Annotated in this window: 20 protein-coding genes; 12 read left to right on the top strand and 8 right to left on the bottom strand. The window is 66.0% G+C overall.

The window, feature by feature from the left end; genetic code table 11:
• Positions 1-88: 88 nt before the first annotated feature.
• Positions 89-394 carry a cupin gene (locus ACOZ9V_RS17540; RefSeq protein WP_434592180.1) on the bottom strand — a complete coding sequence of 102 codons (306 nt, stop codon included), beginning with the start codon at positions 392-394 and terminating at the stop codon, positions 89-91.
• Between the two features lie 119 nt (positions 395-513).
• On the opposite strand from ACOZ9V_RS17540, the gene ACOZ9V_RS17535 reads away from it, so the two are divergent.
• The 3 genes from ACOZ9V_RS17535 (at position 514) to ACOZ9V_RS17525 (ending at position 3329) form a co-directional block, all read left to right on the top strand.
• Positions 514-1086 (top strand): peroxidase-related enzyme, encoded by a 573-nt coding sequence (locus ACOZ9V_RS17535; protein ID WP_434592177.1) that lies wholly within the window; start codon positions 514-516, stop codon positions 1084-1086.
• Between the two features lie 133 nt (positions 1087-1219).
• Positions 1220-2353, top strand: coding sequence for a pyridoxal phosphate-dependent aminotransferase (locus ACOZ9V_RS17530; RefSeq protein WP_434595440.1), 1134 nt, complete (start codon positions 1220-1222; stop codon positions 2351-2353).
• 40 nt (positions 2354-2393) lie between these two features.
• Complete coding sequence (locus ACOZ9V_RS17525; protein WP_434592174.1) at positions 2394-3329, top strand: DMT family transporter; 936 nt, start codon at positions 2394-2396, stop codon at positions 3327-3329.
• 98 nt (positions 3330-3427) lie between these two features.
• On the opposite strand, the gene ACOZ9V_RS17520 is transcribed toward ACOZ9V_RS17525, so the two are convergent.
• Positions 3428-3787, bottom strand: coding sequence for an ArsR/SmtB family transcription factor (locus ACOZ9V_RS17520; RefSeq protein WP_101546621.1), 360 nt, complete (start codon positions 3785-3787; stop codon positions 3428-3430).
• Positions 3788-3887: 100 nt separating this feature from the next.
• Positions 3888-4475 carry a peptidoglycan-binding protein gene (locus ACOZ9V_RS17515; RefSeq protein WP_434592170.1) on the bottom strand — a complete coding sequence of 196 codons (588 nt, stop codon included), beginning with the start codon at positions 4473-4475 and terminating at the stop codon, positions 3888-3890.
• Positions 4476-4626: 151 nt separating this feature from the next.
• Here ACOZ9V_RS17515 and ACOZ9V_RS17510 point away from each other — a divergent pair, with 151 nt between their 5' ends.
• Positions 4627-4893 (top strand): hypothetical protein, encoded by a 267-nt coding sequence (locus ACOZ9V_RS17510; RefSeq protein ID WP_434592167.1) that lies wholly within the window; start codon positions 4627-4629, stop codon positions 4891-4893.
• 94 nt (positions 4894-4987) lie between these two features.
• On the opposite strand, the gene ACOZ9V_RS17505 is transcribed toward ACOZ9V_RS17510, so the two are convergent.
• Positions 4988-5617 carry a GyrI-like domain-containing protein gene (locus tag ACOZ9V_RS17505; protein ID WP_434592164.1) on the bottom strand — a complete coding sequence of 210 codons (630 nt, stop codon included), beginning with the start codon at positions 5615-5617 and terminating at the stop codon, positions 4988-4990.
• A 99-nt stretch (positions 5618-5716) separates the two neighbouring features.
• Between ACOZ9V_RS17505 and ACOZ9V_RS17500 the strand changes: the two genes are divergently transcribed.
• The 4 genes from ACOZ9V_RS17500 (at position 5717) to ACOZ9V_RS17485 (ending at position 9946) form a co-directional block, all read left to right on the top strand.
• Positions 5717-6406 (top strand): HEAT repeat domain-containing protein, encoded by a 690-nt coding sequence (locus tag ACOZ9V_RS17500; protein ID WP_434592161.1) that lies wholly within the window; start codon positions 5717-5719, stop codon positions 6404-6406.
• 208 nt (positions 6407-6614) lie between these two features.
• A complete protein-coding gene (locus tag ACOZ9V_RS17495) occupies positions 6615-7712 on the top strand; it encodes a MerR family transcriptional regulator (RefSeq protein ID WP_434592158.1) in 1098 nt (365 codons plus the stop codon).
• Between the two features lie 123 nt (positions 7713-7835).
• Positions 7836-9305, top strand: a complete 1470-nt coding sequence (locus tag ACOZ9V_RS17490; protein WP_434592155.1) for an LssY C-terminal domain-containing protein — start codon at positions 7836-7838, stop codon at positions 9303-9305.
• Positions 9306-9460: 155 nt separating this feature from the next.
• On the top strand, positions 9461-9946 hold the full coding sequence (locus ACOZ9V_RS17485) for an SRPBCC family protein (protein WP_434592152.1): 486 nt from the start codon (positions 9461-9463) through the stop codon (positions 9944-9946).
• A gap of 107 nt (positions 9947-10053) precedes the next feature.
• Here ACOZ9V_RS17485 and ACOZ9V_RS17480 read toward each other — a convergent pair whose 3' ends face one another.
• A complete protein-coding gene (locus tag ACOZ9V_RS17480; RefSeq protein WP_216657060.1) occupies positions 10054-10641 on the bottom strand; it encodes a MarR family winged helix-turn-helix transcriptional regulator in 588 nt (195 codons plus the stop codon).
• A gap of 85 nt (positions 10642-10726) precedes the next feature.
• Here ACOZ9V_RS17480 and ACOZ9V_RS17475 point away from each other — a divergent pair, with 85 nt between their 5' ends.
• Positions 10727-11674: a hypothetical protein gene (locus tag ACOZ9V_RS17475; RefSeq protein ID WP_434592149.1), complete on the top strand. Its 948-nt coding sequence runs from the start codon at positions 10727-10729 to the stop codon at positions 11672-11674.
• 279 nt (positions 11675-11953) lie between these two features.
• On the opposite strand, the gene ACOZ9V_RS17470 is transcribed toward ACOZ9V_RS17475, so the two are convergent.
• Positions 11954-13885: an acetate--CoA ligase gene (locus ACOZ9V_RS17470; protein ID WP_434592146.1), complete on the bottom strand. Its 1932-nt coding sequence runs from the start codon at positions 13883-13885 to the stop codon at positions 11954-11956.
• A gap of 122 nt (positions 13886-14007) precedes the next feature.
• Between ACOZ9V_RS17470 and ACOZ9V_RS17465 the strand changes: the two genes are divergently transcribed.
• From ACOZ9V_RS17465 to ACOZ9V_RS17455, 3 genes are all read left to right on the top strand, one after another.
• Positions 14008-15369 (top strand): hypothetical protein, encoded by a 1362-nt coding sequence (locus tag ACOZ9V_RS17465; protein ID WP_434592143.1) that lies wholly within the window; start codon positions 14008-14010, stop codon positions 15367-15369.
• Positions 15370-15720: 351 nt separating this feature from the next.
• A complete protein-coding gene (locus tag ACOZ9V_RS17460) occupies positions 15721-16764 on the top strand; it encodes a fatty acid desaturase family protein (protein ID WP_139469024.1) in 1044 nt (347 codons plus the stop codon).
• Positions 16765-16820: 56 nt separating this feature from the next.
• Positions 16821-17036, top strand: a complete 216-nt coding sequence (locus ACOZ9V_RS17455) for a ferredoxin (RefSeq protein ID WP_167854476.1) — start codon at positions 16821-16823, stop codon at positions 17034-17036.
• On the opposite strand, the gene ACOZ9V_RS17450 is transcribed toward ACOZ9V_RS17455, so the two are convergent.
• Both ACOZ9V_RS17450 and ACOZ9V_RS17445 read right to left on the bottom strand, forming a co-directional pair.
• Positions 17037-18005, bottom strand: a complete 969-nt coding sequence (locus ACOZ9V_RS17450; protein ID WP_434592138.1) for an NAD-dependent epimerase/dehydratase family protein — start codon at positions 18003-18005, stop codon at positions 17037-17039.
• Positions 18006-18067: 62 nt separating this feature from the next.
• Positions 18068-20842, bottom strand: coding sequence for an alpha/beta fold hydrolase (locus ACOZ9V_RS17445; protein ID WP_434592135.1), 2775 nt, complete (start codon positions 20840-20842; stop codon positions 18068-18070).
• Position 20843 lies beyond the last annotated feature (1 nt).

Genomic DNA, 20843 nt, shown 5'->3' with positions numbered 1-20843 from the left:
TGTCTCCTGTGGGTGGATCCACACCGATATCGCGGCAGAAATCGAGGTGGATCCACCCACAGGGAAGGTGCTTTATGAACTACTTGGTTCAGAGGCGTTCGACCTCGACGAAGACGACGTCGGCGCCGCCTCCGGGGTTCGAGACCTCGTGCTCGGACCCTGCCGGACGCGTGTAGGAGACTCCTGCCTCGAGTTCGGCGCGGATCTCCGTGCCGTCCGAATTGCGCACGAGCATCGCGTCCGTGACCATCGGCACGACGACGTATTCATACTCGTGCTTGTGCATCGGGATGACGCCGTCGGGGCGGATCGTCCACTTCGTCACCCGGAACACTCCGTTGTCGAGCTGGACCTCGCCGGTCGAACCGGTGTCTGCTGCTTTGTCTGCGGTCATGGTGATCTCCTTCGATACGCGAGCGGTTTGCGGTAGAGCCGGGACGGACCTGACGCCCTCACTGTATCGCCCTGAGCAGGCTCGACTTGAACCGATCCACCCGGGCTAGCATGAGGGATATGCGATACCCACTTGCTGACATCGACAACGTCGACGATGACATCCGCGCCCAGATCCTCGAGGTCGCCGAGAAGTCGGGCTTCGTGCCCAACGTCTTCCTCGCACTGGCCCGCCGGCCGGAGGAATTCCGCGCTTTCTTCGCCTACTACGACGCGCTCATGGAGAAGGAGACGGGGAACCTGACCAAGGCCGATCGGGAGATGATCGTCGTGGCCACCTCGGCGATCAATCACTGCCTCTACTGCGTCGTCGCGCACGGAGCGATGCTGCGGATCTTCCAGAAAGACGCGCTCATCGCCGATGTCGTCGCCACGAACTACCGCCAGGCTGATATCAGCCCCCGTCAGATGGCTATGCTCGACTTCGCCGTGAAGGTCTGCGAAGAGCCGTGGGCCGTAGGAGACGCCGACCACCAGAGGCTTAACGACCACGGATTCGACGCCGAAGACGCCTGGGACATCGCCGCGATCACCGGCTTCTTCGGGCTGTCCAACCGCATGGCCCACATCTCCGGAATGCTCCCGAACCCGGAGTTCTACACCCTCGGCCGCCTCCCGCGTGAGAAGAAGTGAACCGATGACCTCATCCACCCCCGCCGAGGCGGACCCCACCACCCGTGCCTCCGCCGTTTCCGGTCCGGCCGCCTCCGCCGAAACCATCCCGGCCGCCTCCGCCCGATCCGGGCTCGTCAAACCGTTCGCCGCGATGGGCATCGTCGCCACCGTCGGGCAGATGCAGCGCGCCGGTCGTGACACCATCGCCATGTGCCTGGGCGAACCGACCCAGGGTGCGCCCGGTCCCGTGCTCGCCCGTGCCGCCGAGGTCATGAGCGACGGCACTGGACTCGGATACTCGCCGATCTTCGGCATCCCCGAACTGCGCGAAGCCATCGCCTCCCACTACCGCGACTGGTACGGACTCGACATCGCACCCGACCGCATCGCCGTGACGACCGGATCCTCCGGCGCCTTCCAGACGACGTTCCTCACCTGCTTCGACGTCGGCGACCGGGTGGCTCTGGCCCGACCCGGGTACGGGGCGTACAAGAACATCCTCGCCGCACTCGGCTGTGAGGTCGTCGAACTCGACTGCGGTGCCGACGAAGGGTTCCAGCCCACCGTCGACCTCTTGGCCGCCGCCCATGCGGAGGCCCCGCTCAAGGGGCTCATGCTCGCGTCGCCTGCGAACCCGACGGGCACGATGATCGGCCCCGAGGCGCTCGGCCGGATCGTCGACTGGTGCCGGGCCAACGGGGTGCAGGTGATCTCCGATGAGATCTACCACGGCATCAGCTATATCGGCACCCGCGGAGAATGCGCACTCGCCCACGACGACTCTGCCGTGGTCATCTCCTCGTTCTCCAAATACTGGGGCATGACCGGGTGGCGACTCGGCTGGGCGATCCTGCCCGAAGCGCTCGTCGCGCCGGCCCAGAACGTCACGGGCAACCTCTCACTGTGCGCCCCGGTGCCGGCGCAGTACGCGGCGGTCGCGGCCTTCGCTGATGAGTCCTATGCCGAATGCGAGGCCGCAGTGGCTTCGTTCGCCGGTGCCCGCGAACATGTCCTGGGTGCCCGCGCGGACCTCGGCTTCGGCGAGATGGCTCCACCCGACGGCGCCTTCTACATGTACGCCGGCGTCGACGACATCCTCGACCGCGCGGGAATTGCCACTGCCGGCCAGTGGTGCGCGCAGGTGCTCGAGGCCACCGGTGTCGCGCTCGCACCCGGTGATGACTTCGACTCAGTCAACGGCTCCCGTTCGGTGCGCCTGTCGCTGGCCGTCGGAGCGGACCGCACGGCCGAAGCCATCGACCGCATCCTCGACTTCATGGGATGAGCCCTGAACGTCGTGAGATGAGCCCTTCCGAGGGGATCCGATGAGCGCCGAGGATTTGCGGGCGGGAGGGCCGCCTCCCGCTCGCAAGGCCCTGCCGGTGCTCGGCATCATCCTGGCCGCCGTCCTGCTCGGATCGGCCGGACTGTTCGTCATCCTCGCCGAGGCGACCGCCCCCACCGCCGCCTTCCTGCGGTGTTGGATAGCGATCATTGTGCTCGCCCCGTTGGCGTGGCTCGAGCTGCGCAGGCACGGTCGTTTCCCGCCGAAGGCGATCCTCATCGCCGCTGTCTCCGGAGCGGCGCTCGGAATCGACTATGTGCTGTGGGCGCAGAGCGTGCTCGACGCCGGTCTGGGCGTGTCCACGGTCCTCATCAGCGTTCAAGTGATCGTGTTCCCGGCGCTGGTGTGGGCGTTCGGCGGTTCCCGGCCGGGATGGCTGTTCATCGGCTGCGTGCCGATCATGATCATCGGCATGCTGCTGACCGGGGGAGCGTTCGGCGCCGACGAGACGGCGGCGAATCCGATGCGGGGAGCGATCTTCGGGGTCCTGTCCGGTGTGCTCTACGGCGTCTACATCTTCGGCATCCACCACAGCCGGAAGGTCGCCGGAGACTTCATCGTCGCCCCGGTCCAAGTGGGCACGATCTCCGCCGGGGTGATGACCGCCGTCGCCGGGCTGACCCTCGGCGGCCTCGACTTCGACCTCGGCTGGGCCGGTTGGGGCTGGATGATCGCCCTGGCCGTCTGCGGTCAGGCCCTGTCATGGGTGCTGCTGAGCATCTCCAGCCCGTTGGTGCCGGTGCCGATGACCGCGGCGCTCATGCTGCTCCAACCGCTGTCCGCAGTGGTGCTCGGATCCCTCGTCGCCGGGGAGCGGCTGCAGGCGGGACAGTGGATCGGCGCCGTCCTCGTGGCCCTCATCGTCTGGGTCGTCGGTGGAGGACCCGCGGCCCTGACACGTCGGCGACGTCGGTAGGGGTGGGCTGCCTCGGCTAGAGATGCGCTGCTGTGGGCTGGGAACGGTGGGCCGCCTCGGCGAAGGAATCGCTGTGGAAGCCCCGCCCCAGGCGGGACTCAGTGTTCGTGGGCCTCGATCGTGTGGGCGATGGCGTCGACGATGATGTGGGCGACGTGGTCGTCCTTGAGCGAATAGTAGGCTTCGCGGCCGATCCGATTGACTCCGACGAGGTGGAGTCCGCGGAGGAACTTCAGGTGCTGGGACACCAGCGGCTGGGACAGTCCGGTCGCCTCGACGATGTGGGTGACAGTGGCCTCGCCGTGGGTGAGGACGAGCAGCATCTTCAGCCGGGAGGGTGTGGCAAGTGCCTTGAAGAGGTCGGCAGTCTCGGTGATGGCTTCGAGATGGTCCTCGGGATTGAGCAGGAGCTGCTCGACGTCGTCATTGACGGGAACGGAATCGGGAACGGAAGCCATGAGTGCAGATTACCGGACAACCGGGGTGGTCATGCGATATCCGGCACTGTGGAGTGGTCGTGGCTGTCGCGGGGTTCGAGCGGTCGGAGCTGCCCGCGTCTCAGTCGAGGGCTTCGACGTCGGCCTGCGATCCGAGGAGGTCATCGGCCAAGGTCTCCCACTGACCGTAGGCATCCGGCAATGCTGAGCGCTGCACGGACTGCGCGGCTTCGGTCGGTGACATCGAATCCCAGCCGTCGATCTGATTGAGGCCGGGGTTCTCGACCTCGGGGTTGATCCCGTAGAACGCCTTGGCCGCGTAGATGGGATCGGTGAGCTGATGGGGCTCGCCCCAGCCTTGTGACGGGCGCTGCTGGAACAGGCCGACCGAATCGCGGTCGCCGGAATCCAGATTGCGCAGCGAGGACTCCTGCAGCGCTGTCATCAGGGCGATCCTGATCGCATGGTCGTCGAAGTTTCCGCCGCGGCCGACGCCGATGATGAGCCGAGCATTGTCAATCTGCTGTTCGCTGAGCTGGTTGACCGAAGCCATCTGCATCTGCCTGATCTTCGTGGAACCGAATGAAATGGGGGAATTGAGGATGATGACGGCGCCCATGACCAGTGCCATCACTGCTGCCCCGAGCCCGATGAGGGCACCAGTGAGCACGGACCGGCGGCCCTTGCGAGATGAGGTCAGACGAGGCATGAATATAACGATAATGCAACAAACTTAAGAGTGCATGGGGCAACGCCGAGGTTTTTATCACAGGAAGGTCACGGCCGGGCGGCGGTGAGGGTGCGAGCGGAGCCGAGTGCGGACCGATTTCGGATGACCCCGCACAGCTTAGGCTTGAACCATGGTGAGAATCGTTCGGCGCAACAACCGCCCACCTCTGATGACCTGCCTCATTGTGGTCTTCTCCTTCGCCGCTGTCGGCATCCTGACCGTTGCCGGCATCCTCGTCGCCATCATCTTCCTCTCCGCGGAATCATCGTCGACAGGTTCATCGCCGACCTCGGATTCCTCGTCGGTCGGATCCTCATCCTCCGATTCCGACTCGAACGGCGGCCCCGGTCCGAGCACCACTGCTCCGGTGTCCGGAGGTTGGACGAGCGGAGGCTGATTCCTCGGCGGCGGCTGAGTGTCGGGCTGCGGCTGAGTCCCTGGTAGGACGGGCGAGCAGCATCGTCGGCGCCCGTCCAGATCACCGATCCGAATCAGCCTCGGTGATCCTGCGGGATCACCGGCTGGCGGAGGATCGTGCGCAGCTTCTCCGGCGCTGTCCGGCGAACATCGCTGAGGTAGATCTCGTGATGCTTGCCCGCCATCGTCATCCCTGCCTCGGGAATGACATCGGTGTGCATGCGCTCGAGGACCGGCCCTTCGTCGTCGAAGGGGCCGATATGCAGGGTCTGGACGCACGTTCCCTCCCGCAGCGTGTCGAATCGGATCTCGCCGAGGCGGGGCGCCGATCCCTTCGCCCGGACCGTGTCGATGACGCCGTCGACGTGGCCTGCGTCCAGCCAGTCCGGGACGAACAGCATGAGGGTGAAGTCCCACGCTGACTTGTCCCGAGCGCTCGTGAACGCCGCCATATGATCGGCCCACCACAGCCCCCCGAGCGGTGGCACGACATAGTCGCGACCGAGTTCGAGCTTGCTGAGGAACTTCAGCCCATAGGCGATCGGATAGAGGCTCGTCAGCGCCGATGCGAAATCCGGCGAGGTGTTCGGGTCCCCATGGCCATCGATCATGATGTACTGCGATTCCGGCACCTCGATGAGGTCGAATCGCCCCTGCTTCGCGCGGAAACTCGGCAGCGATCTCTTGAAATCGATCTTGTCCATACGAGGCTCCGCTCCGTGGGTTGGGAAAGGGATGGGTCTGATCTGCTTGACCTTGACACGATGTCAGGGTCTTCACTGGGTGGCAAGGAGGTGGAGACCATGACACATCCACTCAAACACCACCGGACCGACACCGGGGACCCCATGATCGAAGCGCTGAGTGCGTCGACCCCGCAACAGCGCCTGCAGGCGGCGATGGCCATCGGCACACGAGCCGAGCCCCGTGACCTCGACGCGCTCATCGCCCGGTGCCGCATCGAACCGGACTTCTTCGTCCGCGACATGCTCACCTGGGCGCTCACTCGGCTGCCCGCCGGCGACACCGTTCCCCGCCTCGTCGCCGAACTCGACTCGCCGCTTTCGCAGGCGATCAGCCAATCCCTGCACACCCTGTCGAAGATCGGTGACGTCCGCGCCTGGCCGGCCATGGACCCGGCCCGGATCGGCACCGCCCTCATCGCCCATACCGACACCGAGGTGGCCCGCAGTGCGTGGAGAGCCGCCGTTGCCCTTGTGCCCGGTGAAGATCGTGAAGAACTGGCATCCGCCCTGGTGACACAGTTGGGTCGAGGGGATCTCGAGATGCAGAAGAGCCTCAGTCGAGCGATTGTGTCCCTCGGCGAGGATCTCGTGTCAGTGGTCGATGAGAGGCTTCATGCAGAGGACGACACAGTGCGGGCTCACGCCATGGCGACTCGGGACATGTTCGATGACCCGGATGCCGGCTTCGCCCACGCCTTGGACGCAGCCAAGCGGGTGGTCGCACTGGGGTCCGAGGCCACGGTCTAGATCGGCACAGGGAAGGTCTGATCGTGCGTGTGCCGACGGGTGGGGCAAGCCCGCCGGCGCACGGCCGAGGTCTCGGATCCCTTCCTTCAGTTTGCGGTTCCAGCACCTGTGCGAAATTCGCCTGCGACCGTTGAACGACGTCCGAAAGGTCCCAGGCATCGAAGAACTTCGGAACAATGCACCCGGAGCGCCACTATTGCGGCATAGAGTGGCTGACAGCAGAGAAGAGGTGGCAATGCTCATCGGCGAAGTGGCCCGGCGCTCCGGTGTGAGCGCACGCATGCTGCGCCACTACGAATCATTGGGCCTCGTCTCGCCCAGCCAGCGGACGCCCGGCGGCTACCGGGAGTACTCCGACGCCGACATCGGGCGCATCTTCCACATCGAAGGTCTGCGCAAACTCGGGATGTCTCTGACCGAAGTCGGTCGGGTGCTGTCCGAGCCGGACTTCGACCCCGGCACAGTGCTCGGGGACCTCATCGACCAGGCACGTGAGCGGATCGCGGCCGAGCAGCGTCTGCTCGACCACCTCCAGTCCGTCGCTCGGCTCGGTCGAGCCGACGGCGAGTCTCTCCTGTACACCATCGATCTCATGCGCTCTCTCGAATCCGGCGATGTCATCCAACGGCACAAAGCCGCACTCGGCAGCGGAGTCGACGGAGGAATGCCGATCGAGGCCTTGGCGCAGGCGGTCCTGCAGGAGACCGTGCTCAACGCGGCCGGGGCCATGCGGTGGGCGCTCGCCCAAGCCGGTGCCGAGGCCGTGCCCCATGTGGTGGTCGGAATGGACGACGCATCGGCCCAAGTGCGTCGCAATGCCCTGCTCGCCCTCGACGAGATCCGCAGAACCACACCGGACGAGAAACTCGACTCACGCTCGATATCGATGATCCGTCAGGCACTGGACAAGGGACTCGACGATGTCGACTCTGATATCCGCAGCATCGCCGCGCTCACCCTCGGCCGCTCAGGTGACGAGAAAGCTGTGCCCGTGCTGCTCGACATGGCGATGAACGGACCGAAGGACATCGAGGCGGCCGAGACCCTCGGCACCATCGTCGACGCGACCGGACCGACTGCCGACATCGGCGAACGGGTACTCACCGAACTGCATCGACAAGCGGACTCGCACGATCCCCAGATACGGTTCCGGGTGCTCCAAGTCCTCCTCGAGATCTCCGGCGACCGCAGCAGTGACCTCATTGCCGAGCTCAGCGACGACGACAGCCCGGAGCTCGCAGCCACCGCACTCGCCGCACTCGACCGACGCCGACGGGAGCAGACATCGGACAAAGAGCGAACCTGACCGATTTCGGTCGGGCGGCCTCTGTGAGGGGGCGGTGGGAATCCGCGTTCCGACCGCCTCGGTGAAGGGATGTCGGGTCTTCCTCATTCCGGTGGCTGAGCACGAATCACTAAACTGGCCCTCATGACAACGGGCGGGACGACGGACGGAACGGATGCGGCCGGTGCGGCGGTCGGGCAGAAGCGGCGGCTGCGGCAGCCGTTCGTCTATCGGCGACACCACTTCACGCCCACCGGAGTGCTCGACTACCTGTTCTTCCTGTTCGCCGGTGCGGCCTCGACTTGGCTGGCGCTGCTCATCCTGCTCAAGGGATTCAGCCTCGGCTGGTGGCAGGTGCTCACGCTGCTCGTGTTCTGGGGAGTCGTGTCCTATCTGGCTCTGCCCAGGCTGCACCGCATCCTGTCCCAGATCTATGTGCCGAACTACTTCATCGGCCGCACACGCACCTCTGACGGTCTGCTCGGCGATCCGGTCAATCTCGCCTGGCGTGGTGAGGAAGCGCAGATCCACCATGCGATGCGCGAAGCCGGATGGATCCTCGCCGACAGCATCACTCCCGCATCGACGTGGGAGATCATCCGGTCGACGGTGACGAAGCGCAGCTACCCGCAGGCGCCGGTGTCCCCGCTGCTGCTGTTCGGCCGCCGTCAGGACTTCGCCTACCAGCAGGAAGTCGATGGAGATCCGGGCCAGCGCCACCATGTGCGGTTCTGGAAATGCCCGCGCGGATGGCTGCTGCCCGGCGGACATCAGGCCGATTGGCTGGCCGCCGGAACCTATGACAAAGCCGTCGGCATCTCCCTGTTCACCCTCCAGTTCACCCACAAGATCGAAGAGAACACCGACGTCGAACGAGACCACATCGTCGATACAGTCACCCGTGCCAATGAAGTGATCGCGGTCGATCGGATCAAGGACTTCTCCACCGGATACCACTCCCGCAACGGCGGCGGCGATGCGATCATCACCGACGGGCACCTGCCGATCGTGGACGTCACCGAGGTGGTCGCCGACGAAGCCGACCATCCCGAACGCCTGGAGCTGGCGCTCGACGCCACCCGCATCTACTCCGATTCACGCAGCGTGTCCGAAGTGACGAAGACCCTGTGGCGACAGCGCCCGCTGCAGACCGTCGTCGGGGCCGCCCTCGTGCTCGTCCTGCTGCTCTTCCAAGCGTGGGACGTGACCAGTATGCTCCTCGATTGGAACGGACTGCGCTCCGAAGTCGTCGGCTACAGCTCGGACATCGCGGCCATCAGCGATGACACGGCCACGCGCATCGTCGCGGGAGTCCTCGTCGGCGTCAGCATCCTCATCGGTTGTCTGCAGGTCATCGCCTCGACGTCGGTGTTCCGCGGCAGCAACCGGGCCAGGCTGTGGATCCTCACGCTCTCGACGATCTCCGTGATCGTGTCGATGACGAACTACTTCACCGGAGACCGCGACCTGGCGACGAACATGTATGCGCTGACGACCATCGCCATGCAGGTGGCGGTGCTGCTGGCGCTGTCGAGCGACTCCTCCCGGATGTTCACCCGCTTCAGCACCGCAGCCCTGCGTGCCGAACGACAGGACCGCGCCCTCGAGGACTGACGCGGCGGGCTCCCACCCGCGAGGAACGGGGCGGCGGGTTCCCGCCCGCGGGGCCCGGGACGGCGGGTCCGTGTATTCTGACCGTGTCCGATCCACTCCGCACTCCGCACTTCAGCTCGACGCCGAGTCTGAACCACACACGAAGGCAGGACTCCATGACCGACCAGACCCCCGAAGCTTCCGTCTTCGATTCGATCGACCCGGTCCTCAAGGTCGTCACCGCCGAGATCGAGATCTCAGCTCCCGCCGAGACGGTCTTCGAACTCATCGCCGACCCGCAGCGACAGCCGGAATGGGACGGCAACGACAACCTCGGCTCGGCCGTCGAGGGCCAGCGAGTGCAGGGGACCGGGGGCTCGTTCGTCACGACTCTGACCAAGGGCGTGGACCGGGAGAACCACATCGTCGACTTCGCCGAGGGCAGGCTCATCGCCTGGAAGCCCTCCGAAGTGGGTGGAGAGCCGTTCGGTCAGAAGTGGGTGTGGGAGATCGAATCGACCGGGGACGACTCGGTCCTGGTTCGTCACACCTATGACTGGACCGAGCTGCGCGATCCGAAGCGTCTGTCGCGGGCGCAGTCGACGACCGCGGCGAATCTGCTCGCCTCGCTCAAGAGACTCAAGCAGCTCGCCGAAGGCTGAGATCAGGCGCCTGGCAGACAGCCGCGGCCGAGGCCTGACTGCTTACCGCATCCGAGTGGCCGTCCCGCCGGGACAGCAGTCCGGTCGGAACAGACGGATAGAGGCACTCATTTCGGCCAGGCGTCGGCGAGGCGCGTGAGCAGCGATGCCAACTGTGCCCGTTCGTCCTCGGTGAATGTGCTCAATGCCTGATCGACGTTGTCACGCTGGGCGCCGCGGAATCTGTTGGTGATCGCGCGGCCCTTGTCCGTCAGCGCGATGAGGGTTCGCCGGGCATCATCCGGGTCTGCCTCGCGACGCAGGAGGCCGAGCTCGACGCCTTGGGACACGAGCCTGGAGGCACGCGGCTGATCGACGCCGATCGCATCGCCGAGTGCGCTGACTCCCAGCGCCGTGCCCGCCTGGACGAGTGAGACGAGCAGACGGATGAGTGCACGCCCACGGCCGTGTGCGGCGAACGGCCCACCGGGATGACGCCTGCCGCCGAAGGGGAAATCGTCTGAGTTCCGACCGCCACCGAATCCACCACGGTCTCCGAATCCACCGCGTTCACCGAAGCCGCCGCGCTCGCCAGGGCCGCCGTGCTCACCGAACCCGCCGAAGGGGCCGAATCCGCGCGGTCCGCCGGGCCCGCGCCGCCACTGCAGGCGGGTGAGCGCCTCGGCGATCGCCTGAATGTCATCGTTCGTGCTCATGATTTGATTTTACATGCCACTTGACATGCAATCGAATTGCATGTCATTCTGCATGTACATGTCAGATGACAACTAAGGAGATGACATGACTGAAAACAAAGACTTCAACGATGACAACGACGACTTCACCACCCCGACCGGAGGAGCCGGCGCAGCAGGTGCCGATGGCCGGACGGACTCGCCGAACACCGACGAGAACACCGTCGCCGGCAGCGCCTCGAGCCTCGGCTCCGATCGCGAACAGCCGGGCGAAGCGGACAGGACCGATGCGGCGGAGAATGATTCGGCCGCACGCACTGAGCCCGTGAACGGTGCCGATTCCGGCGACGGCAAGGGCGATGACACCGACACCGATCTGCCGCAGCTGCTGCGCGAGTTCAGCCACGTGCTGCGTCGCGAATTCCGCTCGGCCGCGGTCGACTCCGGATTCGACCCTCGCGACTTCGGGCGTATGCGGCGAGGACGTCGCCGCTGGGATTCCGATGAGGTCGTCGCCGACGGTTCCGCCTACCCGGAAGAGCCTGTGACCTACGGTCCGCCGCGCGGCCGAGGTGGATGGGGGCCATCGAAGAACATCGATCCCGAAGAGCTGCGCCAGCGCTTCCGCGATATGCGCGACGGAGTCGGCGATCGCATCGAAGAGGTGCTCACCTCCGAAGAATTCGAGAACCTCAAGGCCTCGCTGTCGAAGATCGTCGACAACTTCGGCCCCGATCGCTGCGGCGACGACTCGGCCCGCCATAACGGACCGCACGACCGCGAACACCCCCACGACCATGACGATCACCGAGGCGGCCCTGACCGTCACGAGGCTCATGGACCCCGTGGTGGGAACGGCGACCACGACCGCCGCCGCGGGGGAGGCCGCGGACGGCGCGGATTCGGCCCGAACTTCGGTCCCGGCTTCGGTCCGGGCCGACGAGGATTCGACCCCTTCGGCTGGGCCGATGAGCGCCGCAGCCGCGAACAGGAGGTCCAAGCGGCCTTCGAGCGCGGATTCGCCGCGGGCTTCGAACAGGGACGCAACTCGTAAGCGACGCCGCCGGTGGAGTGCTCTCCGCCGGCGGCCGACCGTTGGGTCGTGCGAAGACACTCTCCCGACCACCCGAGAGCGCGATGCCGGCCCGCACATCCGCGCTGTCCATCAACAGAACGGCACCGTGAAACATTGACGCGATCCGGTGCGAACCTCCACGGTTCGCACCGGATCGCGTCTGCGTCTGTGTGCCGAGACTCCCCGCGCGGTGCACAGGCGTATCCACGGCACTTCTGCCGGCGCAACGATCATGCGGCAGCACGGCCCGCTCACCGCTCAGCTGCGGGAGAGCACCGCCCCGAGGTCATCGAGCACGCTGCGATCCTCGATCGTCGACGGCACTGCCGGGTCGTCGGCGCCATCGGCGATCTGCCGCATCGTCTTGCGCAGGATCTTGCCCGACCGGGTCTTCGGCAGACCCGCGACGATGTCGACGCGTTTGAATGCGGCGACCGGTCCGATCTCTTTGCGGACGAGCGCCACGAGTTCGTCGATGACGGTGTCCGGGTCGGCCGCCTCGGCGGAATCCCCGAGCACGACCAGCGCACGTGGGATCTGTCCCTTCATGTCATCGTGGACGCCGATGACAGCGGCCTCGGCCACGGCCGGGTGGGAGGCGACGACCGCCTCGATGATGCCGGTGGACAGGCGGTGGCCGGCGACGTTGATGACATCGTCGGTGCGACCCATGACGAAGACGTACCCATCCTCATCGAGATAGCCGGAATCGCCGGTGAGGTAATAGCCGTCGAAGGCGGCGAGGTAGGAGGAGATGAACCGCTCGTCGTCACCCCACACCGTGGCCATGGTGCCCGGAGGCAACGGCAGTCGGATGACGATGAGTCCTTCCTCCCCGGCCGGAACTGGCTGACCGCCGGGGTCGACGACCTCGACGTGGAAGCCGGGAGTCGGCTTCGTCGAGGATCCCGCCTTGAGCGGGAACCGGGTCAGTCCCAGCGGATTCGCCGTGATCGGCCAGCCGGTCTCCGTCTGCCACCAATTGTCGACGACGGGGACGTCGCGTCCGGTCGCCTCGGCGAGGATCTTCGTCGTCCACTCATATGTGTCGGGATCGAGGCGCTCGCCAGCGAGGAATTCCGCACGCAGACTCGACAGATCGTACTTCTTCATCAGCTCGCCGTTCGGGTCCTCCTTGCGCACCACGCGCATGGCGGTCGGGGCGGTGAAGTGGACGTTGACCTTGTGCTGCTCGATGGCGCGGAAGAAGGCTCCGGCATCGGGTGTGCCCACGGGTTTGCCCTCATAGAGCACCGAGGTGACGCCGGCCAGCAGGGGTGCGTAGATGATGTACGTGTGCCCGACGACCCACCCGACGTCGGAGGCGGTGAACATCGTGTCGCCCGGGTGGAGGCCGAAGACGGTCGGCATCGAGAAGGCTCCGGCCACCGCATATCCGCCGGAGTCGCGGACGATTCCCTTCGGTTTGCCGGTGGTGCCCGAGGTGTAGAGGACGTAGAGCTCGTCGGTGGCCTTCACGGTCACCGGGTCGATGCCCTCGGGCGTCTGGGCGAGCAGTTCGGCGTAGTCGAGGTCGTTCTCGTCGAGTTCGCAGCGATGTTCGTCGCGCTGGACGATGACGGTGAAGTCCGGTTTGTTCTCAGCGATCTCGATGGCCTCATCGAGCATCGGTTTGTATTCGAGGACTCGGCTCTTCTCGACTCCGCAGGAAGTGGAGATGACGGCTTTCGGGGCGGTGTCGTCGATGCGCACGGCGAGCTCGTTCGGCGCGAAGCCGCCGAAGACGACCGAGTGGATCGCGCCGAGGCGGGCACACGCGAGCATGGCCACGGCTGCCTCGGGGATCATCGGCATGTAGATGACGACGCGATCGCCCTTGGTCACCCCTCTGTCCGCCAGGGCCCGAGCGAAGCGGGAGACCTCGTCGAGAAGCTCGGCGTAGGTGATTGAACGGACGGTGTCTGTGACCGGCGAATCGTAGATGATGGCGGCCTGGTCGCCGCGGCCGTTCGCGACATGTCGGTCGAGCGCGTTGTAGCAGACGTTGAGCTCGCCGTCGGGGAACCAGCGATAGATCGGCGCATTCGAATCGTCGACGGCTTTCGTCGGTTCGGTGACCCAGTCGATGTGGTTCTTGGCCTGCTCGAGCCAGAAGCCGTGCGCGTCCTCGGCGATGCGGGCCACGACGTCGTCGTAGCTTTCAGCGGAGTTCTCGATGGTGGTATTCATGCTCCCATTGTGACGCATGGCACAGTCATTCGCTGAGGTGGGGCGCATCCTCGGGGATCGCCACCGGCACGAAAGTGGACCCATTTCCCTGCACTCGGACCAGGAGAGGGCACAATGGGGATATGAGATTCCTGGTTGCACTGATCCTCGGCCTCGCCGTCATGTTCGGTCTGAACGCCATCTTCGACTTCTTCGCGATGGCGCGACCGTGGGGTTCGATCCTCATGGGCGTCATCGTCGGGCTGACAATGCTCGTCGTCCTGCTCATCTGGGAGGCCGTGCGCCCGACCCAGCCGAAGGGCGAATCGGCGAAGGCAAAGGCGAAGGCGCAGAAGAGCGAAGACGAGCGGGCGAAGGCCCGTGCCGAACGACGTGCCCGACTCGCCGCCGAGGCGGGAGTGAGCCTCGAAGGCATCGACGGTGCCCTGCCGGGGTCGACCGCCCAATCGTCGGAGGCGGCCTCGTCCGATGGGTCAGCCGAGGAGGCTTCCACCGAGGGGGCTTCCGCCGAGGGTGCATCGGCTCAGTCGACACCCACCGAGGCGATTCCGACTGCGAGCGAGTCCGCTGGCAGTGCGACAGCTGAAGGCTCGGACGCGGCTGGGGCCGCGGCGACGACCGAGGGCGAGGAGTCTGCTGAGACCAGCGCCGCTGCCGACGGTGCGGCGACCGTTGCGCCGAACGAGGCGACGACCGCCGGGTCGAAAGCGTCTGAGGCCGACGCGGCCGAGCACGCAGATGAGCAGAACAGCGAGACGGAATCGTCGCTGGAATCTGACGGAACCGAAAGCGGCGAGGCCCCGCAAGAAGAGGGACGACCCACGGATTCTGCGAAGCCCACAGTGGTGGTGAAGCCCGCACAGTCGGCAGCACCCGTCACTTCCGCGCAGCCATCAGCCTCCGCGCCGTCCGGCGGCTCCGAAGCCGCCAACGCCAGCGCCGCAGACACCGAAGCGGGAAGCACCCGCGTCGGTGACACCGAAACCGCCGGCACAGCCGCTGTCGAGGATGAACCGGCTCGGCCCGCTGAAAAGCCTGCCGCGCAGTCAGGGGATTCGTCCGAACTGCCCCCGCCTCCGCCGATGCCGCCGTCGTTCCCCTCTCTACCCACCAGCGCCCCGCAGGCCGGTGCAACCGATGCGAAGAACGACGACATGTCCGCGGCTCCGTCGCTGAATAAGGACGATGTCAGTGACAGCGGGTCCGCCTCGGCGTCCGACCCCGAACTCGAAGGACCCGCCGAAGACCCGGCGACGCTCGACCCCGAGGAATTCGACGAATCCGCCAGTGGCTCCTCGCTCGAGGCGCCGCCGACCGGTGAACCCGGAATGTCGGCCGACGCGCTCTCCGGCAAGATGCCGGACGAGGCCGAGGATTCGGCAGACTCGGCTGAAGAAGAGCCTGCCGATGAACAAGCTGAGGAAGCTGCGGCACCGGAACGCAGAGGTCCCTCAGCCGAGGAGAACAACCAGTACCGGCTCTGAAGCCCTCGCGCCGACGCGGGGTGAGTCTCGACGACATCGAAGTCGCCCTGCGGGCAGGGGAACCCAGTAAGTCAGCGGATGAGCTTGCTGAAGCTGACTCGCCGGGCACCGCTTCTGATGACGGGACGGAGAAAGCCGAGATCCCGTCGTTGTGTCGACGTTTGAGAGCGAAGAGTTCCGCGGGGAAATCTATGTGAGGCACGACCCCTGGCTGTGCGTGGTCTGTCTATGAGACTCGTCCATTGCTGTTTACGACCAGCGAACCTACGATGTTGAAAAGGGTTTAGAACGGCACTGGACAATGGCTCCAGCCTGTGAACCCGTCGACCATTCTCGGGCGGGGTGAAATCAATGGCGGTCGCCAAATACGTCGAGTCGTATCGGCAACTCAGCGAAACCATCCATGATGCCGGTCTGATGACTCGAAACCGAACCTTCTATATCAGTCGGATCGCTGCCTGGCTGGTGGTTTTGGCCGGTCTGCTCGCCGCCGTCATCGTCTTCGGGACCAGCTGGTTCCAACTGATCACCGCCGGTCTGATCGGGATGGTTATGGCACAGCTCGGTTTCCTCTCCCACGAAGCGGCGCATCGTGAGATCTTCGCCTCCAGGGCATGGAACGAGTGGACATCGCGCATCATCGCGGGATTGTTCATGGGGCTGAGCTTCAGCTGGTGGATGGCCAAACACAACACGCATCACGCCTATCCGAATCAGGAGGGTGTCGACCCCGACATCGACTCCAGTCTCATTGCAATGACCCCCAACGCCGCGGGCCGTCGCAGAGGGATAGGAGCCTTTCTCTCCAGTCACCAGGGCGCGTTCTTCGTCCCCCTGCTGTTCTTGGAGGGAGCGAACCTTCATTACGCATCGCTGAAGACCCTGTTCTCGGCTCCGAATGTGCCTCACCGCATCACCGAGATCGTGCTGATCGCGGTCCGGCATGGAGGCTATCTCTCGCTTCTCTTCGTTGTGCTGCCATTCGGCATGGCGTGCGCGTTCTTCGGTGTGCAGGTCGGCTTCTTCGGGATCCTTCTCGGTGGGGCCTTCGCCCTCAACCACATCGGGATGCCCACCGTCGAGAAGGGAATCCACATCGACTTCCTGCGCAGGCAGGTGGTCATGTCCAGGAATATCAAGGACGGGCCGGTGGCACGATTCTTCCTCGGCGGTCTGCAGTTCCAGATCGAACATCACCTGTTCCCGGCCGCGCCGCGCACCAGCCTCCCGAAGATGCAGACGATCGTCCGCGAGCGCTGCGCCCGCTACGACATCCCGTACACGGAGAGGACACTGACCGAGGCAGCGGCCACGGTTGTCGCCTATCTCAGCCAGGTCGGCGTGAGAGGACAGGATCCCTACACCTGTCCGCTCGTGCGACGATACCGAGGGTGACGTCCATGCCTGATCCTCAAACCGATGTGCCGCATCCACCACTCAGGAGCGAACCGATGAAGATCACACTGCATTCGAGCATGTGCGTTGCGTCCGGCAATTGCGGATTCGTCGCGCCCGAAGTCTTTTCGAACCCAGATGAGAATGAGGGATTTGCGAAGCTCAACGACACGTCACCTCCCGAATCGCAGCGGGAGGCCGTCCGGGCAGCAGAGTACCTGTGCCCGTCGAAGGCGATCCAGCTCGACGAGCATCAGATCCCTCCGCGCTGATCAGGGCCGGTAGTGCTGTGCCAACTTCTCCAGCCCCTCTTCGATGCTGACTCGGGGAGCCCAACCGAGGACTTCCTGCGTCCGCCGCTGATCGAACCAATGCGCGGTCGACAGCTGTTCGGCGAGGAACCTCGTCAACGGCGGTTCGTCGTCATGCTCTCCGAACTCCCACACCTTTTCGACCACAGACCCTGCTGCCAGCGCCGGTGCCACCGGAATGCGCAGCTTCGGCTCCGCCGCACCGCCGGCGATCGCGATGCGTGACATCAGCTCACCGATCGGCCGAGGCTGACCGTTCGTCACCACCAGTGCCTCACCATGGGTGGAATCGACCGCGGTCACCGCAGCGGCGATCGCCTCCACCGCATTGTCGACGAACAGGGTGTCGACCAGCGCCGCTCCCGAACCGAGCACCGGCATCCGTCCCGATCGGGCACGGTCGATGACCCGTTCAGTGAGCTGGGTATCACCCGGACCCCACATGAGGTGCGGACGCAGGACGAGCACCCGGAAGTCGGACGAGTCCGCGCCCAGAGCAATCCGCTCACCGGCGCCCTTCGTCCGCGCATACTCGCCGCGCGCAGACTCCGGAGACGCCGGTTCGGCACCGTCGCCGATGATCGACTCACCGGTATGCGCCACTGAAGGAGATGAGATATGGACCAGACGCTGCACGCCGGCGGCCCGCGCCGCATCGACGAGTGTGCAGGTCCCGCCGATGTTCACGGCCTCGAAATCCTTGGGATCACCCATCATGGACACCTTCGCGGCCAAATGAACGACCGCCTCGGCGCCGGTGACGGCCTGATCGACGGCGGCCGCATCGGTCACCGAACCGATGACATCGACGGCACCGTCGACCCCTGAGGGGCGACGCTGCAGAGTGGTGACCTCGTGACCGGCGTTGACGAGCGCACGCGCGACGGACGAACCGAGCAGCCCGGAGGCTCCGGTGACGGTGATTCTCACTTCAGCTCCTCGTGAACGGGGACGACGCAGATTCGGGGGTGGCGCAGATATCGGCGATGCCTCTAGAAGCTTCCCCGCACCGGCCCACCAGCCAGGACGCTGTCGGCCCAGGCGGCGAGGCGGGAGCGGTCGATCTTCGAATTGTGGCGGATGTCGGTGGGGAACTCGGGTGCCACGAGCACCGCGGTCAGATCATGACCGACCGCCTCGGCGACCTTCTCCCGCAGGCGCGCCGTCAGGTCCAAGGGCGCCAGACCGGGAGACAGCGAGGTGCCCTCAGCATCGAGCACGGCCACAAGGGCCTGGGTGCCGACGGGACCGATGCCGACGACCGAGCTGCGGCTGACTTGCGCATCGGCGTCGATGAGCGCTTCAAGGCCTCCGGGCCCGACCGGCCCGCGCGGAGTCGTGACGACATGCTGCAGACGTCCCTCGAGCCACACACGACCGTTCTCATCGATGTGGCCGATGTCGTTCGTGCGGTGCCAGGCCAGACCGTGCAGATCATCACGCGCCGAATCCGCAGTGGTGCGCCACAGATTGTCGTAGCCGGACTTGATATGGGCGGCACTGACGACGAATTCGCCGAGGCGGCCCTGCGCGGCCGCACCTTGGAGCAGCTCATCGGCCGAACGTCCCGACTCATCGATGGGGGCCAGAGCGAGTTCGACGCCGTCGATCGGCTGCCCCACGCAGACCCCGAGGCTACCGGTGGCATCGGCGGCGGCCACGCCGTCACGGTCGATGTCGGTAAGCAGGAGCCCCTCGGTCATGCCATAGGGGGAGTGGATGGACGCGTTCGGGAACACCTCGGCGATGGCATCCATGAGCTCCAGCGGCACGGGCGCACCCGCCGAGAGCACGAGTTCGACCCCGGCGCACGCTTCCCGCTGCTGCTTGTCGAGCTCGCCGGCGGTCGCGGCGACATTCGTGTATGCGGCCGGGGAGGCGAAGACCATGGTGGCCCGTCCGGCGATGATCGCATCGGCGATCGCTGTGGCCGTGAGCGTCTTCGGTTTCGTCACCGACATGTCCGGAGTCACCGAGGTGGCCCCGATGGCCGGTCCCAACAGGGCGAACGGTGGGAATCCAGCCACCAGCCCGGTGCCTTCGGTGACGTTGAAGGTCCTGGTCAGCACGGCCGCCAGCGCGGAGATGTCCGCATGCGTATAGCGCACGCCCTTCGCCGGTCCCGTCGACCCGGAGGTGAAGAGGATCGCCGCATCGGCATCCGGTTCCGGGGTCGGCAGCTCGGCCCGGTGCGGGGTGCGGGAGAGCTCGGTCAGGCTCGTCTCCGCCTTGAACATCCGCGAGCGCACAGGTCCGAGCGGACGCACGGAGATGCGTCGTCCCGGCCAGCCGAAGGCGCGGGCCAGAGCGAGTCCGGGCAGTTCGCCGATGATCCACTGCGGATCGGCCGAGGTGATCGCCCTGGTCATTCCCTTCGGGCCGAGTCCGGCATCGGCGACGACGGCGACCGCACCGATCTTCAGGCACGCATAGAGGGCGGCGGTGAGATTGTTGCCCGGAGGCACAAGCATGGACACCCGGTCCCCGGGCTTCACGCCGAGGTCGAGCAGTCCGTTCGCGATCGACGTGGTGACGTGCCACAGGTGGCGCCAGGTGATCTGCTGCGCCGGATTCTGCGCGAAGTCGACCGAGGCGATCGCCTCGTCGTCACGGCGGGCATCGAGGATCGCCGTCACCGCGCGGAAATCAGCCTCGGACGCTGAGCCGGCGGCGGCAGGGATCGATCCCGTCGCCGAGGCGGCCGTGCCCTTCCGCTCGGACGATCCCTTCGCGGGGGCCGCCTCGGTGGGGGTGTTCGCGGTGGTGGGCGCATCGAACTGGGCGCTCAACCAGTCGAGGACGAGACCGGGCACGTCGTGGTCTTCGCTGACGAGGTGGGAGGCCGTTTCGAATCGGTGCACATCGGCCTGCGGCAGGCGCTCGCGCAGGTCGCGCAGATAGCGTTCGAGGAACACCGGATCCTTCGGGCCCCAGACGAGCAGGGCCGGCTTGTCGAAGGCAGCGATGTCCTGGCCGATGCGCTGGAGTTCGGGATCGGAGGCATGAGTGCCATCGACGGGGATATCGGCGACGAAGTTGCCGATCGCCCACCGGTCCTCTGCCCTCCGGTACGGGGCGTGGAAGGCGTTCTTGATCTCGGCATCGAGGTCACCCAAAGCGAGGGTGACGCGCAGGAAACCGTCGGTGAGAACGGTGGCCGCAGGCAGCATGGGCCCGGCCAGGGTCGCGCGCAGCGGCGCGGGCACCGGGGCGTCCTCGGGCTGGTGGACGGCCGTGTTGAGGCTGATCGCCGCGGACACCAGTTCGGTGTTCCTGGCGGCCCAGCCGAGGGAGAGGACTCCGCCCCAGTCGTGACCGATCGTCACGATCGGGTGGGTGGCGGATCCGGTGGCGGCCACCTCGGCGAACAGGTTTGAGACGACCGCATCGAAATCGCTGATGCGATCGGCGATGCGACGGACCTCTGCGGATTTCGGGGCCGGCATCGAGGAGTGGGCGAGCCGTTCGGAGAAGCCCATCTCGAGCTGGTCGGGGGCGATGAGCCGCCAAGCGCGGCCGCCGGACTGCGCGGCATCGATGGTGGCCTGCGCCAGCCTGCGCCACAGATACGACCAGGTCGGGTTGCCGTGGAGGGCGACGATCGTGCCCGCCGGCTCCACCCCGGCAGCGGTCAGGGCGGGCAGTGTGTCGAGCACATGGAACGCGTGCGTCCCATCGGAGGTTTCCGCCTCGACGATTCGGGACCAGGCGGGGTCCCACTCGGGCAGCTGCGGGGGAGTCGTGGCCGGCCGTGCAGGAAATCTCATG

Origin of the sequence: Brevibacterium sp. 1718, assembly GCF_051131255.1 — a bacterium.
GTDB lineage: Bacteria > Actinomycetota > Actinomycetes > Actinomycetales > Brevibacteriaceae > Brevibacterium > Brevibacterium sediminis.
The sequence above is the reverse complement of the archived record's forward strand: the minus strand, read 5'-3'. Positions and strand labels throughout refer to the sequence as shown.

Excerpts from the sequence above, each read along its gene's own strand:
- ACOZ9V_RS17525 (WP_434592174.1), top strand. The coding sequence starts at position 2,394 with ATGAGCGCCGAGGATTTGCGGGCGGGAGGGCCGCCTCCCGCTCGCAAG.
- ACOZ9V_RS17480 (WP_216657060.1), bottom strand. The coding sequence starts at position 10,641 with ATGAGCACGAACGATGACATTCAGGCGATCGCCGAGGCGCTCACCCGC.
- ACOZ9V_RS17515 (WP_434592170.1), bottom strand. The coding sequence starts at position 4,475 with ATGCCTCGTCTGACCTCATCTCGCAAGGGCCGCCGGTCCGTGCTCACT.
- ACOZ9V_RS17500 (WP_434592161.1), top strand. The coding sequence starts at position 5,717 with ATGACACATCCACTCAAACACCACCGGACCGACACCGGGGACCCCATG.
- ACOZ9V_RS17510 (WP_434592167.1), top strand. The coding sequence starts at position 4,627 with ATGGTGAGAATCGTTCGGCGCAACAACCGCCCACCTCTGATGACCTGC.
- ACOZ9V_RS17485 (WP_434592152.1), top strand. The coding sequence starts at position 9,461 with ATGACCGACCAGACCCCCGAAGCTTCCGTCTTCGATTCGATCGACCCG.
- ACOZ9V_RS17445 (WP_434592135.1), bottom strand. The coding sequence starts at position 20,842 with ATGAGATTTCCTGCACGGCCGGCCACGACTCCCCCGCAGCTGCCCGAG.
- ACOZ9V_RS17470 (WP_434592146.1), bottom strand. The coding sequence starts at position 13,885 with ATGAATACCACCATCGAGAACTCCGCTGAAAGCTACGACGACGTCGTG.
- ACOZ9V_RS17505 (WP_434592164.1), bottom strand. The coding sequence starts at position 5,617 with ATGGACAAGATCGATTTCAAGAGATCGCTGCCGAGTTTCCGCGCGAAG.
- ACOZ9V_RS17540 (WP_434592180.1), bottom strand. The coding sequence starts at position 394 with ATGACCGCAGACAAAGCAGCAGACACCGGTTCGACCGGCGAGGTCCAG.
- ACOZ9V_RS17530 (WP_434595440.1), top strand. The coding sequence starts at position 1,220 with ATGGGCATCGTCGCCACCGTCGGGCAGATGCAGCGCGCCGGTCGTGAC.
- ACOZ9V_RS17475 (WP_434592149.1), top strand. The coding sequence starts at position 10,727 with ATGACTGAAAACAAAGACTTCAACGATGACAACGACGACTTCACCACC.
- ACOZ9V_RS17460 (WP_139469024.1), top strand. The coding sequence starts at position 15,721 with ATGGCGGTCGCCAAATACGTCGAGTCGTATCGGCAACTCAGCGAAACC.
- ACOZ9V_RS17465 (WP_434592143.1), top strand. The coding sequence starts at position 14,008 with ATGAGATTCCTGGTTGCACTGATCCTCGGCCTCGCCGTCATGTTCGGT.
- ACOZ9V_RS17520 (WP_101546621.1), bottom strand. The coding sequence starts at position 3,787 with ATGGCTTCCGTTCCCGATTCCGTTCCCGTCAATGACGACGTCGAGCAG.
- ACOZ9V_RS17455 (WP_167854476.1), top strand. The coding sequence starts at position 16,821 with ATGAAGATCACACTGCATTCGAGCATGTGCGTTGCGTCCGGCAATTGC.
- ACOZ9V_RS17535 (WP_434592177.1), top strand. The coding sequence starts at position 514 with ATGCGATACCCACTTGCTGACATCGACAACGTCGACGATGACATCCGC.
- ACOZ9V_RS17490 (WP_434592155.1), top strand. The coding sequence starts at position 7,836 with ATGACAACGGGCGGGACGACGGACGGAACGGATGCGGCCGGTGCGGCG.